Raw genomic sequence first — 17,318 nt, forward strand, 5'->3', positions numbered from 1 at the left:
GGAGGGTTATGCCGTCCTCCCGCGCAGCACCGCACGCGATCGTGTCAAAAGCGCCGCGAGCAGGCCCGCGAGCAGCGGCAGCGCGACGAGCGCGAGACCGAGCCGCGACCACGGGACGACCAACGTGGGAGGGTGCAGCCTCCCACGGATGTCGGGGGGCAGCGTGTCCCACAGGGCCGCGCGCTGGCCCCGGCGCACGACCACTCCCGCGAGCACCCCGACGACCAGGCCGAGCACGGTACCCAGGAGGGCGATCACCCCGCTCTGGAACGCGGACAACCGGCGCCGCACACCCGGTGGCGCGCCCACCGCACCGAGCGTGGCCAGGTCCTGCCGCGCGTCGGCGAGGGCGAGGCCGGTGGCCACCCCCGAGGCGCCGATGGTGATGACCAGCGCGAACACCGCGAGCAGCAGCAGGCGCACGTCGTCCCTGCCCTGGAATCCGCGCTCCATGAACAGGAAGGCGCGGTCGGAGATCCGGGCCAGGCTCTCCTCCAGGCGCTGTTTCTGCGCGTCCGAGGGCGAGCGCCCGGCGTCGTAGACCGCACCGGCCGGTTCGGGGGTCGCGCCGAGGGTGGCCGCCGCCGCCGGGGAGGCGAAGATGCCACCGGCCAACCCGAACGGCGCCCGTACCATCACCGCGGGTAGCCGCACCACGGGCCGCGCCGGGTCCGGCTTCTCCATGGCCGACATCCTGCCCGGATCGACACCGTTGCGGTACGTGACCACCTCGGCCGTGCCGTCCGGGCCGATGTAGCCGTCCTCGAACAGCACGATGCCGCCCCGGGCCAACACCTCGGCCGCGCGCGGATCGTCCGCGCCGGTGAGTTCGCGCAGCGTGTCGGCGTCGCCGACCACCGATCGGAAGAAGCCGTTGCCCGGCGAGGAGAACGTGCATCTGGGATCGGCGTGCCACCGCGCCGGGTCGCCGCCGTCCTGGATCGGACACCGGAACTCGGACAGCTTCCGCACCCGGTAGCCGGCGCACTCGGACCGGTCCGGGGTACACGGCCCGATCAGCGAGCCGAGCGCACCGCCCTTCGCGCCGGGCAGGGTCCGCTCCACCACGCGGCGCACCTCCTCGATCTGCCCGGCGGTCACCGGCTCACCGACCGGCCGGCCGGGAAACGGGTCGCTGTCGTGGAAGCCGACCAGGACGTGGTTCGTCAGGGCGTTGGGGCGGTACGCGTTGCGCTCGTCGGCGGTCTGGCTCGACCACACCACCGCGACCGCCACCGAACCCGCCACCGCCGCCATCACCGCGGCCATCGCGGGCGCGCTGCGCGGTCGGCTACGGGCCGCGTCGCGCAGCGCCAGCCGGGGGCTCAGCGGCAGGAACCGGCCGAGCCGCGCGGTCAGCCCGATCAGCGCCGGACAACACGCGACCAGGCCGAGTTCGGCCACCACGACGCCGACGACGATGATCGTCTCGTCCGCCCGGTCCGCGCCGTACAGCGCGATCGCGGCGCCGAGCGCGACACCGGTCGTCCCGGCGATCGGCATCAGGCGCGAGCCGCGCCGGACCCCGCGGCGGCCGGTCAACGACGCGGCGACGTCCTCGCGGGCCGCGAGCCAGGCCGGGACCAGCGCGGCGAGCGCACCGATCGCGACCCCGGCCGCGGCAATGCCGAGCAGTTCGAGCACGCGCACGTCGTAGTGACCGAGGAGTTGCCCGGTGCGCTCGGCGAACCACGGCCGCATCAGGGCCGCGACCACCAGGCCCAGCGTGGTGCCGAGCAGCGCCCCGACCGCGCCGAGCACCAGTCCGCCGCCGAGGACCACGCCGCCGATGTGCCGACGGCCGCCGCCCGCCACACCGATCAGTCCGAGTTCGCGCCGCCTGCGGCGGGCGCCCACGGCGAAGGCGGGGCCCGCCAGCAGGATCATCTCCAGCAGCCCGAGCCCCAGGCCGATGCTGCCGAGCCGGAGCGCGTGCGAGTCGGCCCACTGTCGCGGGGTCCGATACGGCTGCTCCGACTCGGCCGGGGGATGCCGCAGTACGGCGGCGGACCTGACGAGGAGTCCCTCCCTGTTCGCCTCCAGGACCCGGCTCCAGGGCATGCCGCCCGGTATTCGGATCAACGTGGCGGTCACCGCCTCGTCGGACCTGTTCGCCGGAGTGCGCGAGGTCAGCCCGTCGAGCAGACCGCCGGGCACGGTGAACACCGTGCTCGCCCGCAGGTCCTGCGGCAGGTCGACGGTGCCGACGATCCGATAGGTGCGTCCGGTGCCCAACGCGGTCAGTTGTCCACCGATGCGGTAGCCGGCCGAGCGGCGCAGTCGTTCGGTGACGACCACCTCGTCCCGGGCGCTCGGAGCCCGTCCCTCGCGCTGGACGACCATCCCCTTCGCGAGCGGCTTGGTGTACTCGAACTCGCGGGCCGCCACACTGCTTCGGCCGTATGCGGTGGACAGCGTCACGTAGGCGGTCCGGTCGGTCAGGGTCTCGGTGATCCCCCGTATCACCGAGCCCGGGTCCCGTTGCGCGGGCGCACTCGTCGACGCCGCGCTCCCCGAGCCCGCGTTCCCCGACTCCGACCCCGGGAGCGAGGCGCCGGACGACGGGAGCGACGCGGTCTGCCAGTCGTGGCCCTCGACGTCCTGTCGGATCGGGATCGGAACCGCCGGCTGCCGGGAAATACTCGAGCCGGTCTCATACGCGGGATCGCGCACCCGCGCGTCCGCCTGTCCGAGCGTGCGCGAGATCACCTCGTCGGTGTCGAGTTGCGCGCTGCGCCAGGTCACGTCGGCCGCGCTCATCCCCAGCACGGGGATGGCGATCATCGCGACGATCAGGGCGCTGCGCCCCTTGGCCCGCAGCGCGTCCCGCCGGGCGATCCGCAGGCAGGCCCGCCACGAGCCGACGCTCATCGCGCACCGCCCCGGGAGAGCAACGACTCGGCGGAGGACGCGGATCCGGTGTCGTCCACCAGGCGGCCGTCGCGCAGGAACACGATCCGGTCCGCCCAGGCCGCGTGCCGGGCCTCGTGGGTCACCAGGACCACCGCCGCGCCCGCGTCGCTTCGCGCGCGCAACACCCGCAGCACCGCCTCGCCGGTGGTCGAGTCGAGCGCGCCGGTCGGCTCGTCGGCCAGCAGCAGCCGGCGCTCGCCCACCAATGCCCTGGCGATCGCCACGCGTTGTTGCTGTCCGCCGGACATGTCGTCGGGGAAGCGGTCGCCGAAGTGTTCGAGGCCGACCTCGGTCAGTGCCGCCTGCGCGGCCTGCCGGGCCCGGCGGATCGACGTGCCGTCGAGTTCGAGCGGCAGCGCGACGTTCTCCACAGCGGTCAGCGCCGGGACCAGGTTGAGGTCCTGGAAGACGTAGCCGATGCTGCGGCGGCGCAGCGCGGCCATCCGGCGCCGATTGAGCGCGCCGAGCGGTTGCCCCTCGACCAGGACCTCGCCGCCGGTGGGCGTGTCCAGTCCGCCGGCGAGCATCAGCAGGGTCGACTTGCCCGACCCGCTGGGGCCCATCACGGCCAGCATCTCGCCCGGTACGACGCTCAGGTTCACCTCGGCCAGGGCCTCCACCCGGACCTCGCCCCGGCCGTGGATCCGGCCCACCGACCGCAGTTCGAGCACCGGCATCGGCCCGGCGCCCGGATCCGTGTGCTCGGCGCCGTTCATCGGCGCGCTCCGCGCTCGCGCGGCGGTACGGGCCGCTCGACCGCCGGGGCCGGCGCGCGCTCGGCGGCCCGGCGGGCCAGGCGCGTTTCGCAGTGGTCGAGCCAGCGCACCTCGGCCTCCGCGTGGAAGATCAGCGATTCCAGGACGAGTTGCCAGGCCAGGTCGTCCTCGGCCGCGCGCGTCTTGAGCCGGGTGTAGTCCTGGAGCGCGCGCAGCGTGTGGGCGCGTTGGGCCTGGACCACCGTGCCGATGTCGATCCCGGGCACGGTGACCGCCATCGCGAGCTTGATCGCGAGTTCGTCCCGGGGCGGGTTGGTGCGCGAGACCGGTGCGTCGAACCAGGCGCGCAACTCGGCGCGGCCCGGTTCGGTGATCCGGTAGAAGACGTGCCCTTCGGCGTCCTCGCCGTCGGGCGCGACCAGGCCGTCACGATCCAGCCGGCCGAGCGTGGTGTAGACCTGGCCGACGTTCAGCGGCCAGGTGGATCCGGTCCGGGACTCGAATTCGCTTCGGAGCTGATAGCCGTATCGGGGACCCTGGTCGAGCAGTGCGAGCAGGCCGTGTTTGATGGACATACCGAGTATGTGTATACCCGGTATGCTCATCACGCAAGGCCGACACCCGTGGGAGCGGGAGCGGACGGGGACGGCCGCCGGGCAGGGGAGGGACCTACGACGAAAACCCGATCACCGGGCGGCGCGGGGTCAGTTGCCGGAGAACGGGCCCCGACAGCGGAAGTCGAACGTGTAGCGCTGGGTCTGGGCGTTGGCCACCGGCTGCAGGATCAGCAGTTGCACCACACCGCTGACCTCACCGAGCAGTTGCGGCGGGATCGGCCAGGGCACGGACAGGCTCTGCTGGCGCGGCCCCGAGCCGGTGAAGCGCATGATGTCCGGCGGGAACACCCGCACCTTGTCGTAGACCCACTGATAGACCACGTCGCCGGGGCCGACCCCGTCCACGAGCACGGTCCCGATCAGCTGTATCTGTTCGAGGCCGTTGCACCATACGTAGGAGCCGTTCGCCCGGTCCGCGACGATCCGCAGGTCGGTCACCCGAAAGCGCTGGCCCAGCGGGGGCGGGCTGCCCGGATCGCCGCCGCCGGTGGTGGGGGTGGCGACCGATCCGCCGGTGGTGGGCTCGCCGACCGGGGGCGAGGTGGCGCCGCCGGTCCCGGGCCGGTTGCCGGAGCCGCTGTCCGGCGCGGCCCGCGGGGCCACCGTCTCGGTCACCGTCACCGTGGGCACCGGGACCGGCTGACCGCCGGCGCTCGGCTGCCCGGCGGGCGCCGGGGTGCCGCCGTTCGGCGCCGGGGTGGCCTCGATGCTCTGGTCCTGAGCGGGCAGTTGCGGCGGGATGTCGGCCGGACTCGGCGCGGCCCCGTCGTGCCGGGCCCGGATCCCGGGGCCGGCGCCCCAGACGTTGGTGAGCACGAGCAGCGTGATGAGGGCCAACGCGATGATCGTCGGTCCCAGCGGAATCCGCCGGTGGAACCCGCGGATCGACCACATCACGCCTCCTCCCCCCACCATCGGACGGACGTTGCCGGAAGGTAACCCCGTATCCCGATCCGCATCCTCGACGAGCCTGCACCCTTCATCCGCGATGCGCCAGACACCCAGTCTGCCCGGCGGGACCGACGCCCGTCCCGCCGCTCAGCGTCGTCGCGGCGCAGGGGAACACCGGACGAGCAGTCCACCGGCGCAGACGATACCGGCTCCTCCGAGGGCGATCAGAGTCAAATTCACAACGGATGGGCCGGTTTTGGGCAGGGTGGGCGGCGCATCGAAGACCGGAGGGGTGACAGGAGCGGAGGCGTCGGTCGAGGTGTTCGGCTCGGTCTCCACCAGATACCGCGCGACGACTCGCCCGCCGGAGCGCACGGCGTACACCCCGGGTCGATCGTCCCCGGTGATCTCCGCCCCCCAGGATCGGAGCGCGTCCAGACCCTCGGTCCCCCCGGTGAGCAGGAGTTCCCGCTCGACGTCCAGGACCGCCTGCCCCGACTCGTCGGTCACCGGCCGGGCGCCATGTCGGGCCAGCCGGTCGAGCAGCCGGTCCCACTCCTGTTGGGTGGGCGCGTCGGTGATCGGCGCGGGTTTGGCCGGCGTGGTGGGCACCACCGGCTCCTGCGGCGGCACCGGCGGATCGGGCCGCAACCCGGGTGCGGCGGGCGCTCGACCGCGTGGGCCCGCGGTCGATCCCGCGTCGTCGACGGCCCGTTCCGCCGGCGGCGCCGATCCGTCGACCGGGACGGGCGGGGGTACGGGCGCCGCGCTCGCGAGCACGCCGAAGCCGGGGAGGACGTGGACCGCCGCGAACACACACCCGGCAGCCAGTCGACGCGCGAAGCCGCCGGGGGTAGGCATGTCGTCAGATTAAGGAAAATCGACAAAAGACCCATCCAGCGACATACGCCGCACCGGTCTGTTCATCCGATTTTCATTCGTCCGGCGGCAGGTCGGCCCACCCCCGGCAAGCTCCCGTCAGCGCACCCGCAACACGACCTTGCCGATGTGTCCGCTCTCCTCCAGCACGCGGTGCGCGTCGGCCGCCTCGGCCACCGGCATCACCCGGTCCACGATCGGCACGACCCGGCCGGCCGCCACCAGCGGCCACACGTGCTCGCGCACCGCCGCCACGATCGCCGACTTCTCCGCGATCGGCCGGGCCCGCAGCGAGGTCGCGGCCACCGCGGCGCGCTTCATCAGCAGCTTGTTGAGGTCCAACTCGCCCCGCGTGCCGCCCTGGAGCCCGATCACCACGAGTCGCCCGTTCACCGCGAGCGCGTCCACGTTGCGGTCCAGGTACTTCGCGCCCATGTTGTCCAGGATCACGTCGACCCCGGCGCCGCCGGTGGCCTCCGCGACCCGGGCCACGAAGTCCTCGCCGCGGTAGTCGATGGTCACGTCGGCGCCCAACTCGCGGCAGCGCTCCAGCTTGGCGGCCGATCCGGCAGTGGTCAGGATGCGCGCGCCGGCCACCTTCGCCAGTTGGATCGCCATCGTCCCGATGCCGCTGGATCCGCCGTGCACCAGGAAGTTCTCGCCCTTGCGCAGGTGGGCCACCATGAACACGTTCGACCAGACCGTACAGACCACCTCGGGCAGCGCCGCCGCCGAGATCAGGTCCACCCCCTCGGGCACCGGCAGCAGTTGGCCGGTGGGCACCCGCACCCGCTCGGCGTAACCGCCGCCCGCGAGCAGCGCGCACACCTCGTCGCCGACGGCCCAGCCGGAAACGCCCGCGCCGACCTCGACGATGCGGCCCGACGCCTCCAGGCCGGGGTATTCGGAGGCTCCCGGCGGCGGTCGGTAGAACCCCTGTCGCTGCATCAGGTCGGCCCGATTGACCGCCGTGGCGGCCACCTCCACCAGAACCTCGCCGGGTTCGGGTTTCTCGTCCGGAACCTCGCCCCAGGTCAGTACCTCGGGTCCGCCCGGCTCGGCAATCGTGATGGCGTACATGGCTCCAGCCTATGAGTCACCCGGCTTGGGACGGGGCTTATGGGTCTTGATCACCACGAGTCGGTCACCCGCGCCGAGCACCGCCGCCTCCGGATCGTCGTGCCGCAGCGTGCGGTGTCCGCGCACCACGGCCACCACCAGATCGCCGCACTCGCCCGGCGACCTGCCCTTCTCGTGCTTCTCGAGCGGCCGCTCGACCAGGTCCATGCCCTCGCCGTAGTGCATCAGGTCCTCCATCACCTCGCCCACGTTCGGGCTGAGCATGGAGACCCCGAGCAGCCGGCCCGCCGCGCTGGCGGTGGTGACCACCGAATCGGCGCCGCTCTGCCGGATCAGCGGCGCGTTCTCGTCCTCGCGCACGGCGACCACGATCCACGCGCGCCGGTTCAACTGCCGTGCGGTCAGCGTGACCAGGGCCGCGGTGTCGTCCCGGTTGACCGACACGATGATGTTCCGCGCCCGCTCGACCTCGGCCCGGCGCAGCACCTCCGCCCGGGTCGCGTCGCCGGAGACCACCACGAGTCCGTCGTCGTCGCTCGCCTCGGCAACCGCCTCGGGGTCGGAGTCGACCACGACGATGTTCCCGCGCGAGACGCCCTGCGCCATCAGCGTGTGTACCGCGCTGTATCCCGTCGTGCCGTAGCCGACCAGGACGGTGTGGTCGCGCAACGTGGACCTCCAACGGTTGAGCCGCAACTGCTCCCGGGTGCGCTCGGTGAGCACCTCGAGGGTGGTGCCGACCAGGATGATCAGGAAGACCACCCGCAGCGGGGTGATCAGCACCACGTTCACCAGGCGGGCGCTGTCGCTCGCGGGGGTGATGTCGCCGTAGCCGGTGGTGGAGAGGGTGACCGTCGCGTAGTACACCGCGTCGAGGAACGAGACGTGCTCGTCCACGGTGTCGCGATAGCCGTCGCTGTCGACGTAGACGACCAGGATCGTCGCCGCCAGCACCAGCAGCGCCATCCCGAAGCGGCGCAACACCTGCGCCAGCGGCCCGGGTCGGTCCTTGGGGATGTGTACGCTCGCGCCCGCCTGACCGGCCAGGCCCGCCGGCCCCTCGGGTGGTTTGCGCAGCTTCGGCAGCGGCCGGGTCAGCGCGCCGCGCGGCCCGCGCCGATCGGCCGGGCGGTCGTCGGGAAAACGCACCGTCCTCACCGGGGCGCCGCCAGCACCTCGACCGGATCGCCCGCGCGCACCCCGCCCGGCGGTACCACCGCGATCCGGTCGGCGACCGCGAGCCCGCGCAACATCGCCGGTCCGGCGAAGGCCAACGGCCGATCCCCGCGCATCGGCACCAGGCGGGTGTCGTGCGGGTGGCCGGCAATGTCGGCGCCCGCCCGGATCCGGCGCGGGCGCGGTTCGGGCCGCCCGGACAACCGGCGCAGCAGCGGCACCGCGAGGGTGAGCATGCCGGCGACCGCGGCCAGCGGATTACCCGGCAGGCCGACCAGATACCGCCCGGCGCCGGGGCGTTCGCCGGGCAGGTGGGCGAGCAACATCGGATGGCCGGGGCGGACCGCAACGCCGTCCACGAGGACGTCCGCGGCCAACTCGGCGAGCAGCCCGTGCACGTGGTCACGCGGGCCGTCGGCGGTCCCGCCGGTGGTGATCACCACGTCGGCCCGCGACCCGCTCACGTGGGCGCGCAGCGTGTCCGGGTTGTCCCCGACCCGGCGCACCCGCAGCAGATCGGCGCCCAGGGTGCGCAACCACGGCGTGATCAGCGGGCCCAGCGCGTCCCGGATCCGGCCCTCCCGAGGCAGTCCGGAGTCCAGCAACTCGTCGCCGAGCACCAGCAGTTCCACCCGAGGCCGGTCCACCACGACCAGTTCGTCGTAGCCGGACGCGGCGGCCAGGCCGGTCACCCCGGGGGTGACCGTGGTACCCGCCGGCAGCAGTTCGTCGCCGCGTCGGCACTCCTGCCCGCACGCGCGGATGTCGGTGCCCTGCTGGAGGTGCGCGTCGGCGAAGAGCGTGCGGCCCTCGACCCGGCTCTGCTCGCTGCGCAGCACGGCGGTGGCCCCGTGCGGCACCCGCGCGCCGGTGGCGATCTCCACCGCGTCCCCGTCGCGCATCACCCCGATCTCCCCGCCCGAGTCGCCCGCGAGCAACCGGCCGCGCACCCGCCACGGCCCGGGCCCGGCGACCGCCCAGCCGTCCATGGCCGAGGTGTCGAAGGAGGGCAGGTCGGTGAGCGCGACGATGGGCCGGGCCAGCACGTGATCACGCGCGTGGTGCAGGGTGCGCGAGACCGCGGGCAGCGGTCGCCCGGCCGCGCGGGCGGTGGCCCGAGCCTCCGGCCAGCCGAGCGCCGACGGCACCGGTGCGTGCGGTTCGGGGCGCGGCACGGTCCGGCTCTCCCGAGGGACCATCAGGCGTCCGGTTCGGCGTCGGGGCCCCGACGCTCGGCGAGTTCGCGCGCCTGGCGCAACGCCTCGGCCACCGCGTCGGCGCCGCCGCCGCGCATGGCTGCGGCGTAACCGACCAGGAAGGAGGTGAGCGGCGCGGCGGGTCGCTGCACGTTGTGCGCCGCCACCCGGGTCATGTCGAGCAGCGCCGCGATGTCCACGTCCAACTCGATGCCCAGTTCCTGCTTGACCGCTTCGGTCCACTCGTCCAGGCCAGTCATCTCTCTCCTCTTCGGGGCTGTGTCCATCCTCCCCGACCGTGCTCGCGCGTCGCGCACATCCGCCCAGGTGTCGCAGTCGAAGGCGGCGTCGGGACCGGCCTGGATCCGGCGCGTCGCGAGTGGGCCGACCACCCGGCGCAGCGCCGCCCCGGCGGGCTCGCCCAGACCGGCCAGCGCGGTGCGGAGCGCGGCGGTGCGGTAGGCGGCGAGCAGGTACTGGTCGCGCCCGTCGGCGTCGACCGCGACCACGCCGGCCGGCGCGTCCGGCCCCCGGTCGGGGCCGAGCGCGGCCACCAGGCGGTCGAGCAACGCGGCGGACAGGAACGGCAGATCGGCCGCGAGCAGGACCACCGCGTCGGCCCGCACGACCGGCAGCGCGGCGGCGAGCGCGGCCACCGGGCCGCCGCCGGGCGGGTCCTCGCGCACCCACACCACCGCGCGGCGGGTCGGCCGGCGCGGGCCCACCACGATGGTGCGCTCGGCGCCGGCCGCCGCGGCGAGCACCCGGTCGAGCAGCGGGACACCGGCCACGAGCAGGCCCGGCTTGTCCGCGCCGGCCAGCCGCCGGGCCGCGCCGCCGGCGAGCACGATGGCGTCGTGGCCGCTCATGCCGGCGCGTTCGCGGAGGTGCAGGACCAGCGGAAGAGGGCCATCCCGACGCTGGTGGCCAGGTTGTAGCTGGAGACCCTGGGCCGCATCGGGATGGCCACCCGTCGATCCGCCCGCCCGCGCAACGCCGCGGAGACGCCGTGTCGTTCGGTGCCGAAGGCGAGGACCGCGTCGTCGGGAATGTCGGTGGCCCGCAGGTCGTCGCCCTCGGGGTCGAGCACGAACAGCGGCCCGTCGGGCAGTTCGTCGGGGCCGACCCGGGCGACCTCGGTGGCGAAGTGCAGCCCCGCACTGCCCCGGATCACGTGCGGATGCCACGGGTCGAGGTCGCCGGTGGTCAGCACGGCGGCGGCGCCGAACCCGGCGGCCAGCCGGATCACCGCCCCGACGTTGCCCAGGTTGCGCGGGTTCTCCAGGAGCACGACGGGCGCGGCGCGCTCGCCCAGGGGCGCCGGTTCGGGACGCCGGGCGAACGCGAGCACCCCGGTAGGGCTGCCGCGCGGGACCAGTTCGCGCAGCAGGGCTTCCGACACCTCGATCGCCGTCTCGTCCAGGTGTTCGCCCACGTCAGCCGCGAGTTCGTCGGCGAGCGCGCGAACCGCGGCCCGGTCGGTGGTCACCACCAGGGCCACGTCCGCGCCGAACCGCAGTGCGTGCTTGACCGCGTGGAAGCCGTCGAGCAGCACCGTCCCGGGCGCCGCGGCCGACCGGCGCACCCGGGCATCGACGTCGTGGGGGTCCATGGCAGCAGCCTAGAACCCGGCGCGCCCCCGCCCCGACCGGCGTGGCGCGGGTCGGGACGGGGGCGCGAGTGCCTCGGTCAGGCCCGACTCGCGGTCGGCGACAACCCCGCCGGCCCCTCGGACGCGGGCGGCACGGCCGGCGGCCCGGGATCGGCCGGCACCTGTGCCGGCGCGGCGGGCCCGCGCCGCAGCCGCGCCGTGAGCCGCCCGATCACCCGCGAGCGGGTCCAGATCAGGAACGCGGTGGGCAAAAACAGCGCGTCGCCCACCGACATCGACGCGGAGAACGCGGGCAGGCCGAGCAGGACGGCGATGCCGAAGTGCATGCCGAGCAGGATCACGATCGCGACGTACTTGACCCGCTTCGCGAACAGCATGAAGACGAAGCCGACCTGGATGAACACCGTGAGGTAGGCCAGCACGACGCCCATCTCGGTGTTCGCGGCGAGCGTGTGGCTGACCCCGGGCCAGGGCGCGAAGTACTCCAGGTTCAGCACGTAGTGCATCGCCGTGCCGTCCTGCCAGTACGAGCCCTGCACCTTGTAGAGACCGGCCGCGCCGTAGATGAAGCACACCTCGGCGGCGATCACGAACAGCGCGCAGTTGTGCACCGCGGTGACCAGGCCGGCCCGGACCTGCTCCACCTCGCGCGGCAGCCGCCACAGCGCGCCGAAGACCACGAGGATCCCGGGGAGCCAGATCCATTGGCACACGAACGCGAAGGAGAACTTGGGGTGCAGGGCCCACGAGTCGCCCCGGCAGGTGGTGCCGAGCACGACCATGGCGATCAGCCCGACGAGCACCCCGACCTCATGCCCGGGACCGGTGCCGGGGCGCACCCCGGTGCGCCGGGCCCGACGGGCGTCCAGCGACCACACCCGACCGCAGGCGGTGAAGGCGAGGTAGATCGACATCAGCAGCAGGACGGTGTCGCCGCCGTCGGTCATCAGGATGGAGCGGCTGTTGAACGACACCACCATGACGGCGAACAGGATGCTCGTCGCCCGGGTGTGCCAGCCGAGCACGAACAGCGCGCTGACCACGATGGCGGCCAGGTAGACGCCCTCGAACCACCAGCGCGAGTCGCTTTCGAGCAGCAGGCTCACGCCCTGGATGCCGTTCAGCAGCTCCCGGGCCATGTCCGGCGACCAGGCCGACTGATCGCCCCAGATCTCCCGCCGGTTCAGGTATTCGCGCAGCAGGCTGACCAGGAACACCAGGCCGTAGCCGATCCGCAGCAGCGCCGCCTGGTGCACCGCGAAGGTACGTGTACCGACCGCGTCCAGGGCCCCGACCAGCGCGCGGCCGACGGCGTCCTCCCCGCGGCGCCACGGGCTCGCCGCGCCGGGCGGCCGCACCTCACCGGAAGTCATCGGGCTTCGTCTCCCACCAGCCGAGCGTGCGGTACGAGGTCGTCGGCTCGGGGCTCGCGTCGGGCTTGCCGATCGCCGTGGTCGCGACCCGGATCCGGATGGACTCCAGCGAGCGGTTCAGGCCCGCGTCCTGGAAGCGGTGCACCACGATCCGGCGCAGGTAGCGCTGGGTCAGCGGGCCGCGGCTGCCGATCGCCGACTCGTCCTTGGCGTCGTGGCTGTCGGAGTAGCTGGACCAGGCGCGCCGGATCATGTTCTGGTCGGCCTTGCTCGGATACGGGTTGCCCCGGATGTGGTTCAGGTCGTCCAGGGTCAGGTCGGACCAGTCCGACTCGACGACCCGACCGTCCGGACCGCGCACCCGCGACTGTGCCTGCACGCGGAAGTTCTCCGACATCGGATTCGGCGCGAACAGCGCCCAGTTCTGTTCGAAGTAGGGGTAGATCCAGGTGCCGGTCTCCTTCTGGTACTCCTGGCTCAGCGCGTTGCTCGGCGCCACGTGCAGGAACACGAAGAAGACGTGGACGAGGGTCACCAGGATCGCGAGGACGGCGAACACCGCCGTGACCGAGCGCACCGCGGTCGACCGGCGCTCGTCGGCGGGCACCGCCGTGTCCGTCGGCACGTCGACGGGGGAACGCTCCCCCGCCTGTTCCGGGATGCGGACGGCGGGCGATGGTGTGCCGGGTGCCGGACCCGAATCGGTCGTCGGTCCGCCGGTCGCGGTGCCCACCGCCGCCCCGGACTCGACTACCGGCTTCGACCGATCCACCGGTTGCCCGGGCACCGCGTCGTCAGGCGACTGCATGCCTCTCCCGTGGTCGATGGGTCCGATCCGGACCCGTGCGCCCGGCACGCTACCGGGTCCGGTCGGCGGGGCGTACCGAAACCACCGCCGACCACCCGTTCCCGACGGCTTCCGCGAGCGCGGCTCACAGGTCCAGCACGTGCTCTCGCTCGTGCGCGCGGTAGCGCTCGATCAGCTCTTGTCGCCCGGCGTCGTCGAGGAGGCGATACGCCCCCTCGCGCTCGGGACGCCACCACACCTCGTCCGCCGTACGAAATCCCTCGCGGCGCAATCCGACCTTGTGCACCTTGTTGGTCGCGGTGGTCGGCACCGTGTCCACCACCCGCACGAACGTGGGCGCCATCTTGGTGCCCAGGTCGGGCTGTTCGGCGATGAACGCGGCGAACTCCCCGGGGTCGAAGGCGGCCCCCTCACGCATCTGCACGGCCGCCATCACCAGGTCCCCGGTCACCGGGTCCGGCACCCCGTACACGACCACCACCTCGAACGGCTCGTGGCGGGCGAGGATGCCCTCGATCGTGGCCACCGCCAGGTTCTCCCCGTCCACCCGCAGCTTGTCGTCCGCCCGCGCGGCGAAGTAGAGGTATCCGGCCGCGTCCCGGTAGAAGTGGTCGCCCGTCCAGTAGCGGCCGTCCCGGGACCGGGCCGCCGACGCCTGCTCGTTGCGCCAGTAGCCCTCGAATCCGCTGCGCCCGGTGTTGACCAGCTCACCTATCGCGGCGTCGCCGTTGACCAGCCGACCCGCCGCGTCGAACTCGGCCCGCGCGCACTCCTCGCCGGTCGCCGGATCGAGCACCGCGGCGTGCTCCGGGCACGGCCCGACCGCGCCCGGGGGCGTCCCGGGCCGCCGGTTGACGCTCATCCCGCCCTCCGAGGAGCCGTACCCCTCGGTCAGCGCGCATCCGAAGCGCGCCTCGAAGCGCGCCATGTCCACCGCGCCCGCCTCGGTGCCGAACCCGGCGCGCAACGGGTTGTCCCGGTCGTCGGGCCGCTCCGGGGTGGCCAGCAGATACGAGATCGCACGCCCGACGTAGGTGAAGTAGGACGCGCCGTAGCGGCGGACGTCGGGCAGGAACGCCGACGCGGAGAACCGGCGGCGCAGCGCGACCGCGCCGCCCGCGCGCAGCGCCGGCGCCCAGTTCGCCATCAGCGCGTTGCCGTGGAACATCGGCATGCACACGTAGTTGACGTCGTCCGGGCCGAAGCCGAACTGCGCGGTCAGCGCGGTGCCCGCGCCGGCCAACCGGCCCTGCGAGCAGATGACCCCCTTGGGCGCGCCGGTGGAGCCGGAGGTGAACACGATCAGCAGCCGATCCGAGGGGTCGACCGTCAGGGCGGGCAGCGCGGCGTCCGCGTAGGGCCGCAGCAGGTCGGCGTAGCCGGGGTCGTCGACCACCAGGATGCGCTGCGCCGGGATGCCCAGGTCCAATCCGTCGAGCAGCGGCAGGTGCGCCCGCTCGGTGACCAGGACGGCGCATTCGGCGTGGGTGATGTCGCGCGCCAACTCCGCGCCGCGGCGCGTCGAGTTCACTCCCACGAGGGTGGCGCCCGCCACCGCCGCGGCGGACAACCAGAGCGGGAATTCGGGCACGTTGTCGAGCAGGACCCCCACGTGCGGCTCGACTCCGCGCGGCAGCAGGTCGGCGAGCAGCGCGGCCCGGGCGGCGGCGTCGCGGGCGATCCGGTCGTGCGTCCAGGTCAGGTCCTCGAAGTGCAGCCCGGTCCGCTCGTCGCCCCATTGGCGATGTACGAGCTCCGCGATCGTCACCATGCCGCACTCCCTCACCGCGATCCGGCCACGCCGGATCTGATAGACCGTTAGATCTGATGCACCGTCATATTCTTGGCCCGCATTCTTGGCAAGATCAAGAACCGCGTCGCGAAGGATGGGCATTCTCGGCAGGTTCCAGCAAAGTGTCACGAAGGGACGGGTATGAACTCGAACACCGGGCCGCTGCCGCCGGCCTCGGCCACCGCCCTCGCCGAACTGATGGCCGGCACCCTGCCCGGACCGGAGAGCGTGACCCCGGAGGCGCTCGACCTCGCGGACCGGGTGCGGGATCTGGTCGAGGCGGTGGTGTGGACCGACGTGGATGCCGCGGTACGCGCGGACGCGGCCGGGCGGATCGCCGAGCTGACCGCGCTGCTCGGCGCGGCCCGCCGCCCGCAGGCCGTCTCGCTGATCCGGTATCCGGACGGCCGGCTGGAACATCTGACCCAGATGGGCTCGGGACGGCTCAACCCGCAGGCGCCCCGGCTGGTGTTCGCCGAGGTCACCCCCAGGCCCGACCCGACGGCGGAGCCCGCGTCGGTGGAGATCCACGCCCGATGCACGCTGACCGCGGCACACGGCGGCCCGCCCGCCCGCGCGCACGGCGGCATCGTGGCGGTGATCCTGGACCAGCTGCTCGGGGTGGCCGCGTCCGCGGCCGGTGCGCCGGGGCTGACCGCCGGCCTCGACATCCGCTACCGCCGGGCGACGCCCTACGACGTACCGCTGGAGCTGACCGGGCGCTGGACCGGCCGCGAAGGACGCAAGAGCTTCGCGACCGGTGAGATCCGCGCCGACGGGCAGGTGACCGCCGAGGCGACCGCGGTGTTCATCGCGGAACGGCGGTCCTGAACCGAACGACGGTCCCGGCCGGAGGCAGTGGCGCGGCGGGCCTCAGACCACCGCCGGAGCCGCCTCGGTCTCGCTCACCATCGGCCGCCCCGCGGCCTCCCAGGCGAGCATCCCGCCGTCCACGTTGACCGCGTCCCAGCCCTGCTGGCCCAGATAGTGGGTGACCTGCGCGGACCGGCCGCCGACCCGGCACATCACGTACACCCGGGTGTCGTGCGGCACCTCGTCGATCCGGTCGAGCAGCGTGTTCATCGGGATGTGCCGGGCGCCGGCCACATGACCGGCGTCCCACTCGTGCGCCTCCCGTACGTCCAGTACGAAGGCGTCGTCGGGAACCGCGGCGGCGGCCACGGCCGGCGGGGGCGACAGGTGCATCGGGTCTCCGGGAGGTCAGGCGTCCGGAACCCGTCCGGCCGCGCTCATCGCACATTGTCGGTCATCGGCGCCGCGCACAGGTGCCCCGAGCGGGCGAACCGCCCGCTCGTCACCCCCGACACACGCGCAGGCGGGGGCGGCCGGGCACCGGCCGCGGCGGCCGATCACGGCACCAGCGTGCCGAGCACCTTCTCCTTCTCCGCGATGTCGTGCAGGAGCTGGTCGGCCAGATGTTCGAGCAGGCCGTCCGGATCGTCGGGGGCGAGCTGGAGCAGCTGCCCCATCGCACCCGCCATCAGCTCCTCGCGCAGGCCGGCCAGCTCGGTGCGGCGATGGGTGAGCCAGGCCAGCCGGCTGCGCAACCACTGCCCCCGGCCCTCGGTACCCGCCTCGCTCGCGCCCTCCGGGGACGTGGCCCATTCCGTACCCAACGCCAGCAGCTCGGTCACGTCGCCCCGCGCGTACGCGGCGTTCACCCTGGCGATGAAGGCACCCCGGCGCTGCTTCTCCTCCGGGTCCTGGACCAGATCCGGGTGCGCCCGGCGGGCCAGCTCGCGAAACAGCTTGCGCGCCTCGGCGCCGGGGCTGACCCGGTGCACCTCAGGCACCGGCATCGACTCCTCGGCCGAACCGCCCTCCGCGCCGGGCGCCCCGTCGAGGGCACCCAAAAGCGAGTCCAAGTCCGGCATGTCCGTGACCACACCACGCAATTCGACCGCGCGCCGGATGTCCGCCGGATCGCCGGTGTGCGCCGCGATCGCCTCCGCGATCAAGGCGTCCAACTCGTCCAGCCGCTCGTAGAGCGGACCGAGCCGGCGGTGGTGCACGATCGCCAGGTTGTCCAGCTCGACCTGAAGGGTCGTCACATCCACTTCGTCGTCGAGCAAGGCGGTCTCCTCGGCGGCGACCTGTCGCTCCAACTCGGCGATTTCGGGGTCCGACCAGGGGGTCGGCGCGCTGACCTCGTCCATCACGTCCCTTGTGTGCTGTTCTGTTCCCGCGCGACACCGGCCGGCGGGCGCGTCTGCCGGACTTTGAAGATCAAATCACTCGCAACAC

At 73.4% G+C, this 17,318-nt stretch carries 16 protein-coding genes; 1 reads left to right on the forward strand and 15 read right to left on the reverse strand.

The window, feature by feature from the left end; genetic code table 11:
• Positions 1-6 precede the first annotated feature (6 nt).
• The 13 genes from ACMXN5_RS16075 to ACMXN5_RS16135 form a co-directional block, all read right to left on the reverse strand.
• On the reverse strand, positions 7-2,871 hold the full coding sequence (locus ACMXN5_RS16075; protein WP_439675853.1) for an FtsX-like permease family protein: 2,865 nt from the start codon (positions 2,869-2,871) through the stop codon (positions 7-9).
• Complete coding sequence (locus tag ACMXN5_RS16080) at positions 2,868-3,629, reverse strand: ABC transporter ATP-binding protein (protein WP_439675854.1); 762 nt, start codon at positions 3,627-3,629, stop codon at positions 2,868-2,870. The genes ACMXN5_RS16075 and ACMXN5_RS16080 overlap by 4 nt, the downstream gene beginning before the upstream one ends.
• Positions 3,626-4,204, reverse strand: a complete 579-nt coding sequence (locus tag ACMXN5_RS16085) for a PadR family transcriptional regulator (RefSeq protein WP_439675855.1) — start codon at positions 4,202-4,204, stop codon at positions 3,626-3,628. Before ACMXN5_RS16085 ends, ACMXN5_RS16080 begins: the two co-directional genes overlap by 4 nt.
• 129 nt (positions 4,205-4,333) lie before the next feature.
• Positions 4,334-5,140: a hypothetical protein gene (locus ACMXN5_RS16090; protein ID WP_439675856.1), complete on the reverse strand. Its 807-nt coding sequence runs from the start codon at positions 5,138-5,140 to the stop codon at positions 4,334-4,336.
• Between the two features lie 144 nt (positions 5,141-5,284).
• On the reverse strand, positions 5,285-5,998 hold the full coding sequence (locus ACMXN5_RS16095; protein ID WP_439675857.1) for a hypothetical protein: 714 nt from the start codon (positions 5,996-5,998) through the stop codon (positions 5,285-5,287).
• A gap of 117 nt (positions 5,999-6,115) precedes the next feature.
• The gene (locus ACMXN5_RS16100; RefSeq protein WP_380003274.1) at positions 6,116-7,096 is read right to left on the reverse strand and encodes an NAD(P)H-quinone oxidoreductase; all 981 of its coding nucleotides are present in this window, start codon (positions 7,094-7,096) and stop codon (positions 6,116-6,118) included.
• A 9-nt stretch (positions 7,097-7,105) separates the two neighbouring features.
• Positions 7,106-8,254: a potassium channel family protein gene (locus ACMXN5_RS16105; RefSeq protein WP_439675858.1), complete on the reverse strand. Its 1,149-nt coding sequence runs from the start codon at positions 8,252-8,254 to the stop codon at positions 7,106-7,108.
• On the reverse strand, positions 8,251-9,447 hold the full coding sequence (locus ACMXN5_RS16110; protein ID WP_439675859.1) for a molybdopterin molybdotransferase MoeA: 1,197 nt from the start codon (positions 9,445-9,447) through the stop codon (positions 8,251-8,253). Before ACMXN5_RS16110 ends, ACMXN5_RS16105 begins: the two co-directional genes overlap by 4 nt.
• A 23-nt stretch (positions 9,448-9,470) precedes the next feature.
• The gene (locus ACMXN5_RS16115; protein WP_439675860.1) at positions 9,471-10,337 is read right to left on the reverse strand and encodes an NTP transferase domain-containing protein; all 867 of its coding nucleotides are present in this window, start codon (positions 10,335-10,337) and stop codon (positions 9,471-9,473) included.
• A complete protein-coding gene (locus ACMXN5_RS16120) occupies positions 10,334-11,080 on the reverse strand; it encodes a TrmH family RNA methyltransferase (protein WP_439675861.1) in 747 nt (248 codons plus the stop codon). Before ACMXN5_RS16120 ends, ACMXN5_RS16115 begins: the two co-directional genes overlap by 4 nt.
• Before the next feature lie 77 nt (positions 11,081-11,157).
• The gene (locus ACMXN5_RS16125; RefSeq protein WP_439675862.1) at positions 11,158-12,453 is read right to left on the reverse strand and encodes an HTTM domain-containing protein; all 1,296 of its coding nucleotides are present in this window, start codon (positions 12,451-12,453) and stop codon (positions 11,158-11,160) included.
• Positions 12,440-13,261 (reverse strand): DUF5819 family protein, encoded by an 822-nt coding sequence (locus tag ACMXN5_RS16130; RefSeq protein ID WP_439675863.1) that lies wholly within the window; start codon positions 13,259-13,261, stop codon positions 12,440-12,442. The genes ACMXN5_RS16125 and ACMXN5_RS16130 overlap by 14 nt, the downstream gene beginning before the upstream one ends.
• A 124-nt stretch (positions 13,262-13,385) precedes the next feature.
• A complete protein-coding gene (locus ACMXN5_RS16135) occupies positions 13,386-15,032 on the reverse strand; it encodes an AMP-binding protein (RefSeq protein WP_439675864.1) in 1,647 nt (548 codons plus the stop codon).
• Positions 15,033-15,194: 162 nt separating this feature from the next.
• Between ACMXN5_RS16135 and ACMXN5_RS16140 the strand changes: the two genes are divergently transcribed.
• Positions 15,195-15,884 carry a PaaI family thioesterase gene (locus ACMXN5_RS16140; protein ID WP_439675865.1) on the forward strand — a complete coding sequence of 230 codons (690 nt, stop codon included), beginning with the start codon at positions 15,195-15,197 and terminating at the stop codon, positions 15,882-15,884.
• Between the two features lie 42 nt (positions 15,885-15,926).
• On the opposite strand, the gene ACMXN5_RS16145 is transcribed toward ACMXN5_RS16140, so the two are convergent.
• A complete protein-coding gene (locus ACMXN5_RS16145; RefSeq protein WP_395795772.1) occupies positions 15,927-16,259 on the reverse strand; it encodes a rhodanese-like domain-containing protein in 333 nt (110 codons plus the stop codon).
• 164 nt (positions 16,260-16,423) lie between these two features.
• Entirely contained in the window at positions 16,424-17,230 is an 807-nt protein-coding gene (locus ACMXN5_RS16150) for a hypothetical protein (protein ID WP_395795773.1), read from the reverse strand.
• Positions 17,231-17,318: the final 88 nt, after the last annotated feature.

Source organism: Embleya australiensis, assembly GCF_051903075.1.
GTDB lineage: Bacteria > Actinomycetota > Actinomycetes > Streptomycetales > Streptomycetaceae > Embleya.

What these genes read in the sequence shown, in the direction of transcription:
- ACMXN5_RS16075 (WP_439675853.1), bottom strand. Translation starts at nt 2,871, where the DNA reads ATGAGCGTCGGCTCGTGGCGGGCCTGCCTGCGGATCGCCCGGCGGGAC.
- ACMXN5_RS16080 (WP_439675854.1), bottom strand. Translation starts at nt 3,629, where the DNA reads ATGAACGGCGCCGAGCACACGGATCCGGGCGCCGGGCCGATGCCGGTG.
- ACMXN5_RS16085 (WP_439675855.1), bottom strand. Translation starts at nt 4,204, where the DNA reads ATGTCCATCAAACACGGCCTGCTCGCACTGCTCGACCAGGGTCCCCGA.
- ACMXN5_RS16090 (WP_439675856.1), bottom strand. Translation starts at nt 5,140, where the DNA reads ATGTGGTCGATCCGCGGGTTCCACCGGCGGATTCCGCTGGGACCGACG.
- ACMXN5_RS16095 (WP_439675857.1), bottom strand. Translation starts at nt 5,998, where the DNA reads ATGCCTACCCCCGGCGGCTTCGCGCGTCGACTGGCTGCCGGGTGTGTG.
- ACMXN5_RS16100 (WP_380003274.1), bottom strand. Translation starts at nt 7,096, where the DNA reads ATGTACGCCATCACGATTGCCGAGCCGGGCGGACCCGAGGTACTGACC.
- ACMXN5_RS16115 (WP_439675860.1), bottom strand. Translation starts at nt 10,337, where the DNA reads ATGAGCGGCCACGACGCCATCGTGCTCGCCGGCGGCGCGGCCCGGCGG.
- ACMXN5_RS16120 (WP_439675861.1), bottom strand. Translation starts at nt 11,080, where the DNA reads ATGGACCCCCACGACGTCGATGCCCGGGTGCGCCGGTCGGCCGCGGCG.
- ACMXN5_RS16125 (WP_439675862.1), bottom strand. Translation starts at nt 12,453, where the DNA reads ATGACTTCCGGTGAGGTGCGGCCGCCCGGCGCGGCGAGCCCGTGGCGC.
- ACMXN5_RS16130 (WP_439675863.1), bottom strand. Translation starts at nt 13,261, where the DNA reads ATGCAGTCGCCTGACGACGCGGTGCCCGGGCAACCGGTGGATCGGTCG.
- ACMXN5_RS16135 (WP_439675864.1), bottom strand. Translation starts at nt 15,032, where the DNA reads ATGGTGACGATCGCGGAGCTCGTACATCGCCAATGGGGCGACGAGCGG.
- ACMXN5_RS16140 (WP_439675865.1), top strand. Translation starts at nt 15,195, where the DNA reads ATGAACTCGAACACCGGGCCGCTGCCGCCGGCCTCGGCCACCGCCCTC.
- ACMXN5_RS16145 (WP_395795772.1), bottom strand. Translation starts at nt 16,259, where the DNA reads ATGCACCTGTCGCCCCCGCCGGCCGTGGCCGCCGCCGCGGTTCCCGAC.
- ACMXN5_RS16150 (WP_395795773.1), bottom strand. Translation starts at nt 17,230, where the DNA reads ATGGACGAGGTCAGCGCGCCGACCCCCTGGTCGGACCCCGAAATCGCC.